This window comes from Mobilicoccus caccae, from assembly GCF_030161635.1.
Taxonomy (GTDB): domain Bacteria; phylum Actinomycetota; class Actinomycetes; order Actinomycetales; family Dermatophilaceae; genus Mobilicoccus; species Mobilicoccus caccae.
This window is the reverse complement of record NZ_BSUO01000001.1, coordinates 3,061,112-3,075,384: the sequence shown is the minus strand read 5'-3', so window position 1 is coordinate 3,075,384 and position 14,273 is coordinate 3,061,112. Positions and strand designations below refer to the sequence as shown.

The 14,273-nt window shown below is 69.1% G+C and carries 10 protein-coding genes, 3 tRNA genes and 3 pseudogenes; 10 read left to right on the top strand and 6 right to left on the bottom strand.

The genetic code is table 11. The features are described 5' to 3' along the window. Positions 1-18: 18 nt before the first annotated feature. The 5 genes and pseudogenes from QQK49_RS15055 to QQK49_RS15035 all read right to left on the bottom strand — a co-directional run bounded on the left by QQK49_RS15055 (position 19) and on the right by QQK49_RS15035 (position 2,442). Positions 19-657, bottom strand: a complete 639-nt coding sequence (locus QQK49_RS15055; protein ID WP_284304636.1) for a GntR family transcriptional regulator — start codon at positions 655-657, stop codon at positions 19-21. Between the two features lie 349 nt (positions 658-1,006). Continuing rightward, a tRNA-Phe gene (locus QQK49_RS15050) sits at positions 1,007-1,083 on the bottom strand. Positions 1,084-1,096: 13 nt separating this feature from the next. Next, positions 1,097-1,170, bottom strand: a tRNA-Asp gene (locus tag QQK49_RS15045). 28 nt (positions 1,171-1,198) lie between these two features. Beyond that, positions 1,199-1,271: transfer RNA gene (locus QQK49_RS15040), tRNA-Glu, on the bottom strand. Between the two features lie 161 nt (positions 1,272-1,432). Next, positions 1,433-2,442, bottom strand: a pseudogene (locus QQK49_RS15035) (PHP domain-containing protein). A gap of 80 nt (positions 2,443-2,522) precedes the next feature. Between QQK49_RS15035 and glyA the strand changes: the two are divergent. Next, positions 2,523-3,794, top strand: a complete 1,272-nt coding sequence (gene glyA, locus QQK49_RS15030; protein WP_284304635.1) for a serine hydroxymethyltransferase — start codon at positions 2,523-2,525, stop codon at positions 3,792-3,794. A gap of 127 nt (positions 3,795-3,921) precedes the next feature. Then, positions 3,922-5,295 (top strand): L-serine ammonia-lyase, encoded by a 1,374-nt coding sequence (locus QQK49_RS15025; RefSeq protein WP_284304634.1) that lies wholly within the window; start codon positions 3,922-3,924, stop codon positions 5,293-5,295. Between the two features lie 61 nt (positions 5,296-5,356). On the opposite strand, the gene QQK49_RS15020 is transcribed toward QQK49_RS15025, so the two are convergent. Then, on the bottom strand, positions 5,357-6,433 hold the full coding sequence (locus QQK49_RS15020; RefSeq protein ID WP_284304633.1) for a hypothetical protein: 1,077 nt from the start codon (positions 6,431-6,433) through the stop codon (positions 5,357-5,359). A 193-nt stretch (positions 6,434-6,626) separates the two neighbouring features. On the opposite strand from QQK49_RS15020, the pseudogene mgrA reads away from it, so the two are divergent. From mgrA to QQK49_RS22880, 8 genes and pseudogenes are all read left to right on the top strand, one after another. Further along, positions 6,627-7,678, top strand: a pseudogene (gene mgrA, locus QQK49_RS15015) (L-glyceraldehyde 3-phosphate reductase). A gap of 142 nt (positions 7,679-7,820) precedes the next feature. Continuing rightward, entirely contained in the window at positions 7,821-9,164 is a 1,344-nt protein-coding gene (locus QQK49_RS15010; RefSeq protein WP_284304632.1) for a TrkH family potassium uptake protein, read from the top strand. Between the two features lie 67 nt (positions 9,165-9,231). Next, complete coding sequence (locus QQK49_RS15005; protein WP_284304631.1) at positions 9,232-9,918, top strand: potassium channel family protein; 687 nt, start codon at positions 9,232-9,234, stop codon at positions 9,916-9,918. A gap of 46 nt (positions 9,919-9,964) precedes the next feature. After that, positions 9,965-10,636 carry a histidine phosphatase family protein gene (locus QQK49_RS15000; protein WP_284304630.1) on the top strand — a complete coding sequence of 224 codons (672 nt, stop codon included), beginning with the start codon at positions 9,965-9,967 and terminating at the stop codon, positions 10,634-10,636. A gap of 91 nt (positions 10,637-10,727) precedes the next feature. Further along, positions 10,728-11,408, top strand: a complete 681-nt coding sequence (locus QQK49_RS14995; protein WP_284304629.1) for a TetR/AcrR family transcriptional regulator — start codon at positions 10,728-10,730, stop codon at positions 11,406-11,408. Positions 11,409-11,423: 15 nt separating this feature from the next. Next, entirely contained in the window at positions 11,424-12,452 is a 1,029-nt protein-coding gene (locus tag QQK49_RS14990; RefSeq protein WP_431310542.1) for an NADPH:quinone oxidoreductase family protein, read from the top strand. 49 nt (positions 12,453-12,501) lie between these two features. Beyond that, positions 12,502-13,671 carry an acyl-CoA dehydrogenase family protein gene (locus tag QQK49_RS14985; RefSeq protein ID WP_284304628.1) on the top strand — a complete coding sequence of 390 codons (1,170 nt, stop codon included), beginning with the start codon at positions 12,502-12,504 and terminating at the stop codon, positions 13,669-13,671. Next, positions 13,668-13,916, top strand: a pseudogene (locus QQK49_RS22880) (acyl-CoA dehydrogenase family protein); the annotation flags it as partial. The gene QQK49_RS14985 and the pseudogene QQK49_RS22880, both read left to right, overlap by 4 nt. Positions 13,917-14,273: the final 357 nt, after the last annotated feature.

Genomic DNA, 14,273 nt, shown 5'->3' with positions numbered 1-14,273 from the left:
TCGTCTGGCGTGGGGGGATCAGTGCTGCAGCAGCGCTCCTCGCGCGCGACGCAGGTGCGAGCGCAGGGAACTGAGGGAGTCGTCGAGGTCGCCCTTGGCGATCGTCTCGACGAGCGCGACGTGCTCCTTGTAGGCAGCCTCCATGCGTTCGTGCGTCGCCGCACGCGTCTGACGGGAGGCCAGGCGGCGCTGGCGGTCGCGCAGGCTGCGCAGGAGGTCGACGAGGAAGCCGTTCTGGCAGGCCTCGACCATGACGAGGTGGAACTGGGTGTCGGCCTCGTGGAACGCGGCGATCGACCCGTTGTGCAGGTGGCGTTGTTGTTCGCCGACGAGTTCCCACATACGGTCCACGAGGGCGCGCGGGGGTTCGTCGAACTCGGTGAGGACCTTGGTGGCCGCGAACGTCTCGATGAGTTCCCGCGTCTCCATCACCGAGGCGACCTCGTCGTCGGAGAGCGGGACGACGACCGCGCCACGTTTGGGGTACAACTCCAGCAGACCTTCGGACTGCAGGCGCAGAAAGGCCTCGCGCACCGGTGTCCGACTGATTCCGAGCGCGGCAGAGACCTGCCCCTCGGTGATCACTTCACCACCGGCGTGATGACCGTCGAGGATCTTCTCCCTCGTATCGGTATATGCACGCTCAGTGGCCGACATAGCCCTGGTCATTCGTGTCCCTCCCCATCAGCCCGACCGGATAGCACACGTCAGCTACAGCCGTGCGCTGTGGTCCCCCCGAGACTGACGCCACCATTGACGTTAAGTCATGAAAGCAGCTGTGGCAACTGCATCGTCGCAGGTCGGAGGGGGTTTAGGGCAGTCAGGCGTCCGACTTGGACGAGGGATGAAAAGGCATTCAGGCTATTTTCGGGAATGCACGAGGAGCCCGGTTCGGGTGAGGCGTGGGAGTCCGGTCGGCATCTCCGCGCGTTCCGGCGCGGGGCGAAGGGGAGCGGCGGGGCAACGCGAAAGCCGCAGACCGGGAATCCGATCTGCGGCTTTCATGTGGTGGCCAGGGGCGGGGTCGAACCGCCGACCTTCCGATTTTCAGTCGGACGCTCGTACCAACTGAGCTACCTGGCCCTGACAAGAAGAGCGACCCCGACCGGGCTCGAACCGGCGACCTCCGCCGTGACAGGGCGGCGCGCTAACCAACTGCGCTACGGGGCCTCGTGATGAGGTGTTCAACTGTACTGCGTATCCCCAACGGGATTCGAACCCGTGCTACCGCCGTGAAAGGGCGGGGTCCTAGGCCGCTAGACGATGGGGACCTGGTGTCTCTCCAGGTCCTCGCCGCCGTGCTTACCAGCAGCTCGGATCCGTCGAGGACTTGAAGAAGCATAGGTGACGAAGTGCCCAGCTCCAAAACCGGCCGGTCCACCCCTTCCACCGGCCGTGTGTCGCGGGGTCGGTAGCACCGGTCCGATGCTGGTCAGCGGCGGTGCGTCCACTCCAGGAGGTCCTCCAGCGGCCACGTGGAGACGATCCGCTCGACGGGGACCCCCAACCGCTCGGCCCGTTCGGCGCCGTAGGCGAGAAAGTCGAGCTGGCCCGGCGCGTGGGCGTCGGTGTCGATGGAGAACAGGCATCCGGCATCCAGCGCCATCGCGATGAGGTCGTCCGGCGGGTCGCACCGCTCGGGGCGCGAGTTGATCTCGACGGCCACCCCGTGCTCGGCGCAGGCGGCGAACACGGCCTCGGCGTCGAACGTGCTCTGGTCGCGCGTTCCCCGCGAGCCCTCGACGAGACGACCCGTGCAGTGGCCGAGCACATCGACGTGCCGGTTCTCCACGGCGGCGATCATCCGCCGGGTCATCGGCGCCTTCGCCATGCGCAGCTTGCTGTGCACCGAGGCGACGACGACGTCGAGTCGGTCGAGCATCTTCTCCTCCTGGTCGAGGGCGCCGTCGTCGAGGATGTCGACCTCGATGCCCTTGAGCAGCCGGAACTCATCGCCGAGGTGCTCGTTGATCCGCTCGACGACGACGAGTTGGGAGGCCAGACGCTCCGCCGACAGGCCGTTCGCCACCTTGAGGCGGGGGAGTGGTCGGTGAGGGCCTGGTACTCCCGCCCGAGTTCGAGGCAGGTCGCGACCATCTCCTCGATGGGGGAGCCACCGTCGGACCAGTCCGAGTGGGAGTGCAGATCGCCCCGCAGCGCGGCCAGCACGGTGTCGCCGCCGTCGACGAGCGGGCCGTCGTCCTGCTTGGCGAGATAGTCGGGCACCTGCCCGGCCAGCGCCTGCTCGATGACCTTGGCGGTGCTCGCCCCCACCGACGGCAGCGCCGTGAGCGTGCCGGCCTGCGCGCGCTCGCGCAGCTCGTCGTCGTCGGTGGCCATCACCGTCGCCGCGGCCTTGCGGAACGCCTCCACCTTGCGGGTCTCGCCACGACTGCGCTCCATGAGGAACGCGATGCGGCGCAGCGCGTCGAGGGGCTCGATCTGAGAGTCACCGGAAGAGCTCATGACGCGATTCTCGTCCACCTTCTTCTCACGGCCACCCGTCGTGGAAGACTGCCGCCATGAACCTGCTGAATCAGCCGCTGAACGACGTCGACCCGGAGATCGCGAAGGCCCTGGACGACGAGCGCCTCCGTCAGGAACACACCCTCGAGATGATCGCCTCGGAGAACTTCGCCCCGGTCGCGGTCATGCAGGCCCAGGGGTCGGTGGCCACGAACAAGTACGCCGAGGGGTATCCCGGTCGGCGCTACTACGGCGGCTGCGAGCACGTCGACGTCATCGAGGACCTCGCGCGCGACCGGCTCAAGTCGCTGTTCGGAGCCCGGTTCGCCAACGTCCAGCCGCACTCGGGTGCCCAGGCCAACACGGCCGTGTACTTCGCCCTGCTCAAGCCGGGCGACCGCATCCTCGGTCTCGATCTCGCGCACGGTGGGCACCTCACCCACGGCATGCGGATCAACTACAGCGGCAAGATGTTCGAGGTCACGCCCTACCACGTGGACGAGAAGGGCCTCATCGACATGGACGAGGTCGCGCGCCTGGCCCGCGAGACCCGCCCGCAGATGATCATCGTCGGCTGGTCGGCCTACCCGCGGCAGCTCGACTTCGCCAGGTTCCGCGAGATCGCCGACGAGGTCGACGCCTACCTCATGGTCGACATGGCGCACTTCGCCGGGCTGGTGGCCGCCGGCCTCTACCCCAACCCGGTGCCGCACGCCCACGTCACCACGTCGACCACGCACAAGACGCTGCGCGGTCCGCGCGGCGGGGTCATCCTCACCAACGACCCCGACCTGTCGAAGAAGTTCAACTCGGCGGTGTTCCCCGGCATGCAGGGTGGGCCGCTCGAGCACGTCATCGCGGCCAAGGCGGTGGCGTTCAAGCTGGCCGCCGAGCCTGAGTTCATCGAGCTGCAGAACCGCACCGTCGAGGGCGCCCGCATCCTCGCCGAGCGCCTGATGACCGACGAGATGGCGCAGGCCGGCGTGCACGTCCTCTCCGGCGGCACCGACGTCCACCTCGTCCTGGTCGACCTGCGCGAGAGCTCCCTCGACGGGCAACAGGCCGAGGATCTGCTCCACCGCATCGGCATCACCGTCAACCGCAACGCGGTTCCCAACGACCCGCGTCCGCCGATGGTCACCTCCGGTCTGCGCATCGGCACCCCGGCCCTGGCCACCCGTGGATTCGGCGCCACGGAGTTCACCGAGGTCGCCGACATCATCGCGACGGCGCTGCACCCGGAGCTGTCGGACGAGACCGTCTCCGAGCTGCAGGCGCGCGTCAAGGCGCTGACCACCGCGTTCCCGCTGTACCCCGCGCTGGGCTGATCCCCGCGACCGAACGGCCCCGCCGGCCCACCGCCGCGGGGCCGTTCGTCACGCGTCGACGCGTCTCCCGGCCTGCCGGTACGGTGAGACACCCGCCTCACCCCTGACGACTCCACCTGGAGAAGCAATGGCGCTCAGCGTGTTCGACCTGTTCACGATCGGGATCGGCCCCTCCAGCTCGCACACCGTCGGACCCATGCGGGCGGCAGCGACCTTCGTCGACGAGTTGCAGCACGTCGGGCTCCTCGGCCGGACGACGCGGGTCAAGGCGGAGCTGTTCGGCTCGCTCGGCGCCACCGGTCACGGGCACGGCAGCGCCACCGCCGTCATCCTCGGGCTGCGCGGTGAGCGGCCCGAACTCGTCGATCCGCGGGCGGTCGCCGGCGACGTCGCCGACGTGCGCGCCTCCGGCCGGATCCTCCTGCACGGCGATCACGACATCGCCTTCGTCGAGGACGACGACCTCGTGATGCACCGGCGTCGCAGCCTGCCGCTGCATCCCAACGGCATGACGTTCACCGCGTACGGCGAGGGCGACACGCTCCTGCTGGCCAAGACGTACTACTCCGTCGGCGGCGGCTTCGTCGTGGGGGAGGGCGCCGATCAGGAGACGACGATCACCGAGGACACCACGCCGGTGAGGTACCCGTTCAGCACGGGCGACGGGCTGCTCGCCGTGTGTGAGGAGACCGGTCTGTCGATCGCGGGGATCATGCTGGCCAACGAGCAGTCGTGGCGCAGCGAGCAGGAGATCTCCGACGGTCTGCTCGAGTTGTGGCACGCGATGGACGCCTGCATCGAGGCCGGGATGTACACCGAGGGCATCCTCCCCGGTGGGTTGCGGGTGCGGCGTCGCGCGCCGGAGATCCGCGCGAAGCTGCGGCTGCAGGTCGACAGCGTGGACCCCCTGCGCGGGATGGACTGGCTGACGTTGTTCGCGCTCGCCGTCAACGAGGAGAACGCCTCGGGTGGTCGCGTGGTCACGGCACCGACGAACGGTGCGGCCGGCATCATCCCGGCGGTGCTGCGCTACTACATGGACTTCGTGCCGGGCGCCGACGAAGAGGGCATCCGCCGGTTCCTCCTCACCGCGGGCGCGATCGGCACGATCTACAAGGAGAACGCGTCGATCAGCGGCGCCGAGGTCGGTTGCCAGGGCGAGGTCGGGTCGGCGTGCTCGATGGCTGCGGCGGGCATGGCGGCGGTGCTGGGCGGGAGTCCGGCGCAGTGCGAGAACGCGGCCGAGATCGGCATGGAGCACAACCTGGGCCTCACGTGCGACCCGGTTGGTGGCCTGGTGCAGATCCCGTGCATCGAGCGCAACGCCGTGGCGGCGGTCAAGGCGGTCACGGCGGCCCGCACGGCGCTCCACGGCGACGGACGCCACCTCGTGTCTCTGGACAAGGTGGTCAAGACGATGCGGGACACGGGCCGGGACATGAAGGACAAGTACAAGGAGACGGCGCGAGGCGGCCTGGCGGTCAACGTCATCAACTGCTGACGAGACCCCCGCCCGTATCCACCTCAAACAGTAGGTGAGGGGTGAGACAGCACCGCAGGCGCTACGGTCTCGACCTCGCCTGCTGTTTGAGAATGGAGTAGGCGCGCGTCGACAAGAGGTCCAGGTTGGGGATCCGGGTCATCCGGCCGCTGGGATCGAGGGCTCGTGCGAGCCGATCCACGTCGTGCTCGATGTCATCCGATGAACGCAGCATGGTGACCTCGCAACCTTCGCTCCTGATGGACTCCCGGATGGCGTCCTCGCGACGCTTCTCCGCAGCGACGGCGTTGCGCGCGCTCTCGGAATCGGCCTCGTCGTACTTGACGTCGCCGTCGACCTCGAAGCCGACGAACCTCCGGGTCCCGTCGGGAGAGGTGAGCCACCAGCCGAGATCCACGTATCGATCTCCGAGGTGAGTGACGACCTCTACCTGCAGTGCAGGGGTAGGCAGACCGGCGCGGGCAACGGCGCACCGCATCCGGGACTCCAATGGGGACTCGGACCGGTGATCGGCGATCGCGAGCACCGCACGGGCGTGACGCCTCCCTCGACGCGGGCCTCGCTCCTCGAGGACGTCGGACCATTCCCGCCGCAAGAGGTCGCGTTCACCGTTCTTGTCACTGCGGGTCGGACCGAGCACCAGACGCATCGCACTGTCAGCCACTGCCAGGGCCCAGTCGGGGGAGAGCATCGTGATGGTGTCGACGATGGTCCGTTCCAGCGAGGTGATGCGCAGTCCGGCTGGTGTCTCGACGACCTCGTCGGCGGTCAAGGGCCTGCAGTGCCGGACGTGCTCGTCGACCTGTCTCGGTGAACCGGCCCTGAACTGCTGCGTCGTGTGAACGGGCCACTCCGCGTTGGGCACCCATAGCCCGTAGAGGATTGCTGCGGACACGTGCGACAGCACGACGTCGGGTCCGAGGCGATCGCAGGCGGCGACGCATCGCGCCAGAGAGACCTCCCGGCGGCGCTGCCATGTGCCGGCGGGGGTGGCGGGCAGGAGGTAGGCGTCGGGTCCCACGCGGGCGGCGACGTCGACGTCGAGCGCCCGGCGGAGCTCTTCGCGTGCGTGATAGCGAGAGTGGGTGACAGCGGGGAGAAGGGGGAGCAGCGGGGGTGGCGGGTTCGAGATCGACATGACCGCAGGGTGGCCGTCGCGATGCATCCACCGCCGTGTTCATCCCCAGGCGGTCGACCGTGTTCCGTTCCGGAGAGTCGCTGTGGATAACCCATCCGCCTCGGACAGTAGGTGAGGACGAAACAGTGGGTCACGCGCGGCTGTGTGAGACCTCCCCTACTGTCCGAGGTGGGGATGGGGGAAGAATGAGCGCATGCGTGACTTGCGGATGAGTGACTACGTGGCGGCTCCGGAGCGGTACGACGGGTCGATGGTCTATCGGTTCTGTGGACGGTCCGGGCTCGAGCTGCCGGTGATCAGCCTCGGCCTGTGGCAGAACTTCGGTGACGACAAGCCCGTGGAGGTGCAGCGGGCGATCGTGCGCCGCGCCTTCGACCGGGGCGTCACCCACTTCGACCTCGCCAACAACTACGGGCCGCCCTACGGCCAGGCCGAGATCAACTTCGGGCAGATGCTGCGGCAGGACCTCGCGCCCTACCGCGACGAACTGATCATCTCCACCAAGGCCGGCTGGGACATGTGGCCCGGGCCGTACGGTCAGGGCGGCGGCTCGCGCAAGTACGTCCTCGCCTCCCTCGACCAGTCGCTGACGCGGCTCGGCCTGGACTACGTCGACATCTTCTACAGCCACCGCTTCGACCCCCACACCCCGATCGAGGAGACGATGCGGGCGCTGGACCACGCCGTCCGCAGCGGAAAGGCGCTGTACGCGGGCATCTCCAGCTACTCCGCGGCCAAGACGAAGGAGGCCGCGCAGATCGCCCGCGACCTCGGCACCCCGCTGCTCATCCACCAGCCCAGCTACAACCTCCTCAACCGCTGGACCGAGGAGCAGGGTCTGCTCGACGAACTCGAGAGCCAGGGCATGGGGTGCATCGCGTTCTCCGCGCTCGCCCAGGGCGTGCTCACCGACCGCTACCTCGAGGGCGTCCCGGAGGACTCCCGAGCCGCGCGCGGGGATCCCTGTTGTCCTCGGATTTGGACGACGAGACCATGACCCACGTGCGCCGGCTGAACGAGATCGCGAACGACCGCGGACAGACGCTGGCGCAGATGGCCATCGCGTGGGTGCTGCGCGACGAGCGCATGACCTCCACGGTGCTCGGCGCGAGCAGTGTGGAGCAGCTCGACGCCAACCTCGACGCGCTGAGCGGGCTCTCCTTCACCGACGAGGAACTCACCACGATCGACGCCGACGCGGTCGACTGCGGACTCAACCTGTGGGCGGCGCAGACACAGGACTGAACCGCGTCGGAGGCCGGTGGGACAGAACGCCTCTGGCCGCAGGTCAGGTGAGGTGTCACAATCGACGATCGTGGCCCGGTCGGGGATCGCCGAGCCTCAGGTCAGGCCCGGTCCCCGCGTTCTTTCGGCCAGGAGCATCGTCATGGCGAACACCGTGGTGGACAAGGTCATGCGTCGACCTGTCCGTCTCGTGCCGTTGGCGTTCCTCGGCGTCATCGCGATCGGCACGCTGCTCCTGCTGATCCCCGCCACGCACCACGACGGTCAGGTCCGGCCGATGGTCGCAACCTTCACGGCGGTGTCGGCCACCTGCATCACCGGGCTGACCGTCGTCGACACCGCCACCTACTGGACGCCGTTCGGCCAGTTCATCATCCTGCTGCTCACCCAGATGGGCGGCTTCGGCATCATGTCGATCGCGACCCTGCTTGCGATCCTGGTCAAGGGGCACATCGAGCTCTCCGGAACGCTGGTCGTGCAGACGGAGACCCAGACCCAGAGCCTCGGACAGGCCCGCCGGGTGGTGCTGCGGATCGCCACGAGCATGCTCGTCGCCGAGGCCGTGGCCGCCGTGATCCTCACCTTGCGATTCCACTTCACCCACGGGACCGAATGGCCGCAGGCGATCTGGCACGGGATCTGGTACGCGGGCATGTCATTCACCAACGCCGGATTCGCGTTGCACTCCGACAGCATCATGGGGTTCATCGCCGATCCGCTGACCATCATCGTCATGAGTGTGACGGTGTTCGCCGGCAGCATCGGGTACCCGGTGTTCTGGGAACTGCTTCAGAAGTGGCGCCGGCCGCGCAACTGGTCGGTGCACACACGGTTGTCCTTCTACGGCTTCATCCTGCTGTTCGTGCTCACCTTCGCCGCTTTCTTGATATTCGAGTGGGACAACCCCGACACGATCGGGAGTTTCTCGGTGCTGGAGAAGGTGACGGCCGCGATCGCCGGCGGGGTGATGCCACGCTCCGGAGGTTTCAACATCGTCGACTACGCCCTCATCAAGGACGAGACGACGATCACGACCATCGTCATGATGTTCATCGGCGGCGGTAGCGCGGGCACCTCGGGGGGCATCAAGGTGTCGACCTTCTTCCTCCTCGCCTTCCTCATCCTCGCGGTGGCGCGCGGTGAGCGGGACGTCACGGTGGCACACCGCCGCATCGGCGATGAGACCCTGCGGCAGGCCGTCACCGTGGCGCTGCTGGCCGTCGCGTGCCTCGTCGGGGGGACGATGATGCTCGCGATCCTGACCAACCTGCCGCTGCCGCACGTGCTGTTCGACGTGACCTCAGCGTTCGGCACGGTCGGCCTCTCCATGGGCATCACGCCCGAACTCCCCGCCGGGGGACAGATCACGCTGATGGTGCTCATGTTCCTGGGCCGCGTCGGCACCTTCACCGCGGCCTCGGCCCTCGCCCTGCGGACCGCGACGCGTCACTACCACCTGCCCGAAGAGCGGCCGATCGTCGGTTGATCGCAGAGGCGGGAGGGCTCGTCGAGATCCCCCGTCGCCCCCACCCCACCCATTCCAGGAGCGTGCAGTGTCGGACAAGAAGCGGATCCGCGGAGTCGCCGAGTCGGTGCTCGTCGTCGGTCTCGGACGATTCGGGTCGTCGGTCGCGACCTCCCTGGTCGAGATGGACAAGGAGGTCCTGGCGATCGACGAGAATCCCGTTCTCGTGCAGCGCTGGTCCTCGCAGCTGACCCACGTCGTCCAGGCGGACACCACCGACGAGGAGGCACTCATGCAACTCGGCGTCTCCTCCTTCGACCGGGCCGTCGTCGCGATCGGGTCCGACATCGAGGCCAGCGTCCTCACGGTCCTCGCGCTGTCGGAGGCGGGGGTGCCGGAGATCTGGGCCAAGGCCATCACCAGCAAGCACGGCAAGATCCTTGCGCGGGTCGGTGCCCACCACGTCGTCTACCCCGAGCGGGCGATGGGGTTGCGGGTCGCGCACCAGATCGTCGGCACCATGGAGGACTTCATGGAGCTCGAGGGCGGCTACGGCCTCGCGCGCATCCTCGCGCCGACCGTCACCTGGGGGATCCCCCTCGGCAAGTCCGATCTGCGCTCGCGCCACCGCATCACGGTCGTCGGCATCAAGAAGCCCGGGATGGGCTTCACGTACGCCGACCGGGAGACGATCGCGCACCAGGGCGACGAGATCATCATCTCGGGTTCGGTTCGCGCGTTGGAGAAGTTCAGCTCGCTGCCACACGTGAGTTGACCAGGGGCGGCGGTGTGGCCGATGCCCGTGGGTGATGATGGGGGGCATGCGCCTGTTCCTCGTTCGCCATGGTCAAACCACGTCCAACATCGGGCATCACCTCGACACCGCGATCCCCGGAGCGGATCTGTCGGACCGCGGTCGGCGTCAGGCGGAGGCGATCCCGGCGGCACTGGCCGACGAGTCGATCGACCTCATCGTCGTCTCCGACCTGGTGCGCACCCAGCAGACCGCCGCACCGCTGGCGCGCTCGCGGGGGATGGAGCCGTGGATCCGCGGGGGCATCCGGGAGATCTCCGCCGGCGACCTCGAGATGCGCAACGATCACGACGCCATCGAGGAGTACATCGAGGGCGTGTTCGACTGGGACACCGACCCCGACGTGCGGGTGGCGAACGGCGAGACCGGCCGCGAGGTCATGGCGCGTTTCGACGAGGTCGTCGAGGAGGTCGCCCGTGAGGTCGGCGACGGCACGGCGCTGCTGGTCTCCCACGGCGCCGTGATCCGGGTCTGGGCGGCCCTGCGCTGCGAGAACATCGACCTCGCCTACGCCGCCGATCACTGGGTGCCCAACACCGCGATGCTGACGCTCGTCGGCGACCCGGACACCGGCTGGCGGATGGAGGCCTGGCTCGAAGAACCTCTCGGTGGACACGACCTCGACAGCGAGGGCGGTCCCACCGGTGAGCCCGAGGACGAGGCCACCGACGAGGACTGACGGGCGCGACCCGGTCGCGCGTGAGAGGTCGCCTGGCAGAGGCCGCGGTCGTGGGACCGAACCTGAAACCGTGTTCGGATAGGCTCGCCGGGTGACGTCCGAGAAGGCCGAGAACGACTCCGGCGAGCTCCCCGACATCGTCGATCCGGGCATGGTGGGGGTCCAGCCGCAGACGCAGCGTGGGCAGCGCACCCGGGCCGCGCTCATCGCCGCGGCCCGGCACGTGTTCGAGCGGGACGGCTACGTCGACTCCCGCCTCGTCGACATCGCCGCCGAGGCCGGCTGCGCCATCGGCAGCTTCTACACGTGGTTCGACGGCAAGGACGAGGTCCTCGCCGCGGTGCTGCTCGAGGCGCAGCACGAGATGCTGCACCCCGGCACCGGCCGCTTCGCCCAGTCGGAGGACCCCGTGGAGATCATCCGCGCCGCCAACCGCGCCTACCTCGACGCCTACGGGCGCAACGCCCGCCTCAACGCCCTGCTCGACCAGGTGGCCGCCGTCGACGAACGGTTCCGGCGGATGCGCCGCACGCGGGCCGACGCCTTCGTCGAACGCAACGCGCGCGCCATCCGTGACCTGCAGGAACGTGGGCTCGCCGACCGCGGGGTCGACCCCTATCTCGCCTCGCTCGCCCTGTCGGGCATGGTCAGCCGCCTCGCGCAGTCCTTCCACATCTTCGGGCTGGGCGGCTCGGTCGAGGACGTCGTCGACACCGCGACCCGCCTCTGGACCAACGCCCTCGGCCTCACCACGCCCGACGTGACCCCCTGAACGAGAGGAACCCCCATGCGTGCTGTCCAGATCACCAGCCTCGACGGACCGACCGCGGTCGAGATCGTCGACCTGCCCGAGCCTCAGGCCGACGACAAGGTCGTCATCGACGTCAAGGCCGCGGGTGTCGCCTTTCCCGAGCTGTTGCAGACCCGCGGCTTGTATCAGATCAAGCCCGACCTGCCGTTCGTGCCGGGCGCCGAGGTGGCCGGTGTGGTCGAGAGCGCCCCGGAGGGCAGCGGCCTGGCCGTCGGTGACCGCGTCTGCGCCCTGACGCTGCTGGGTGGCTTCGCCGAGAAGGCCGTGGCCGCGCCCGACATGACGTTCGTGCTGCCCGACTCCGTCTCCTTCGAGCAGGGCGCCTCGTTCCTGTTCAACTACGGCACCGCACATTTCGCGCTCGTCGAGCGCGGAGCGCTGCAGCAGGGCGAGACCGTGCTCGTGCACGGCGCGGCAGGCGGCATCGGCACGGCGTCGATCCAGGTCGCCAAGGCGTTCGGGGCCGGTGAGGTGATCGCCGTCGTCTCCAGCGAGGCCAAGGGCGAGGTCGCCCGGGCGGCGGGTGCGGACTCCGTCGTGCTCGTCGAGGGGTTCAAGGACACGGTCGGAAAGCGCGTGGACGTCGTCGTCGACCCTGTCGGTGGTGACCGGTTCACCGACTCCCTGCGGGTGCTGCGCGAGCAGGGCCGTCTGCTGGTCATCGGCTTCACGGCCGGTTCGATCCCCGAGGTCAAGGTCAACCGGCTGCTGCTCAACAACGTCTCGGTCGTCGGCGTGGGGTGGGGGCGTACGCCCTCACGCGTCAGGGCTACCTCGGCCTGCAGTGGGACCAGCTCGAATCGCACCTCGCGAGCGGCGCGCTGGCCCCCGTCATCGGCGCCACGCACCCCCTGGACGACGCGAGCACTGCCCTCCTCTCCCTGGAGCAGCGGGGCGCGACCGGCAAGGTCCTCCTGGTCCCCGCCGGCTGAGATCAGACGCCCGAGATTCAGGCACTGCCCGCGGTCCTGGCCGACCATTGAACCTGAAGGCGGGTTCACGTAGGTTGCGAGGACTGTCCGACCGTTCGACGACACCCCGGTGGTGGCCCCTGATGACCGACCTCATGGATCGGGTTCGACTCCTGCTCGAGCGGTTCGACCCCACGACGACCCCGCGCGAGGAGTTCCTCGGCGCCCGGTTCGATGCGGGCCTCGCGTGGGTGCACTTTCCGGAGGGTCGGGGCGGGCTGGGCCTGTCCCGGCGCCGCCAGGGTGAGGTCGACGACGCCTTCGCCGCCGCCGGCGCACCCGGCCCCGACCTCGTGCGCGGTGCCATCGGCCTCGGCATGGCGGCACCGACGATGCTGGCGTTCGGTGAGGACGCGATGCTCGACCGCTATCTGCGGCCGCTGTACACGGGCGAGGAGACGTGGTGTCAGCTCTTCAGCGAGCCCGGCGCCGGGTCCGACCTGGCCGCCGTCGCCACCCGCGCGGTACGTGACGGTGAGGAGTGGGTCGTCGACGGGCAGAAGGTGTGGACCTCCGGCGCGCACCTCTCCCAGCGGGCGATCCTCCTGGCCCGCACCGACGTCGACGTGCCCAAGCACGCCGGGATGACCTACTTCGTGCTCGACATGTCCACCCCGGGTGTCGAGGTGCGACCGCTGCGGCAGATCACCGGCGAGGCCGAGTTCAACGAGGTGTTCCTCACCGGTGTGCGCATCCCCGACGCCGATCGCATCGGTGAGGTGGGCGAGGGGTGGAAGGCCGCGACGACGACCCTCAACAACGAGCGGGTCGCCATCGGCGCCGGCCGCGCCCGTGAGAGCGGCCAGATCGGGCTGGTGGCCGGCCGATGGCGCGAGGATCCCGGAGTCCGCAGCCCCGAGAAGCGATCCGAGCTGCTGCACTGGTGGGTGGAGTGCGAGGTCACCCGCCTGGCCGGTGAACTCCTCGGCCAGCAGATGGAGGCGGGCCAGCCCGGCCCGCAGTCCTCCGCCCTCAAGCTGTCGTTCGCCCGGCTCGCCCAGCAGGTCAGCGGATTCGCCCTCGAACTCGATCCCGACGAGGGCCTGACCTACGACGACTGGACGATGACGCGCACGACGACCAACTCCTTCCTCGCCCGCGGCCCCGGGTTTCGCTACCTGCGCGCCAAGGGCAACTCCATCGAGGGCGGGACGAGCGAGATCATGCGGGGAGTCATCGCCGAGCGGGTGCTCGGACTGCCCCCAGAACACCGCCCCGACAAGGGCGTTCCCTTCAAGGACGTGCCGCGATGACCGACCTTCTGTACTCCGACGTCGAGGAATCCCTGCGGGCCAGCGTGCGCGCGACGCTCGACCGCCTCGTCGACGGTCCGTTCGTCGCCGCACTGGCCGACGACCCGGACGCCGACGTGAGTCGCGTGTGGCGGGTCCTGACCGAGCTCGGGGTGGCCGGACTGCTCGTCCCCGAGGAGCACGGTGGTGTCGGGGCCGGTGCGCGTGAGGCCGCGGTCGTGTGCGAGGAGATCGGCCGCGCGGTCGCGCCGGTGCCCTTTCTGACGAGCGCGGTCGTCGCGACCACCGCGTTGCTGCACGCCGGGGCGACCGACGATCTGGCCGCCCTCGCCGAGGGGAAGTGTGTCGCCGCGCTCGTCCTGCCCTGGACCGCCCGCCGCGGAGCCTGGGCGGGCATCGGGACCGAGGGCGTGCGCCCCGTCGCCGGTGCGTCGGGTGCCGACGTGTTCCTCGTGCCGCGCCAGGGCGAGGCGGGGGTCACCCTGCACCGGCTCACCGCTGAGGAGGTCGAGGTGAGGCCCATCGTCTCGCTCGACCCCAGTCGCCGGTTGGCGGAAGTGATCCCGCAAGCAGAGGGAACGCTGCTCGCCTCGGGGAGGCCG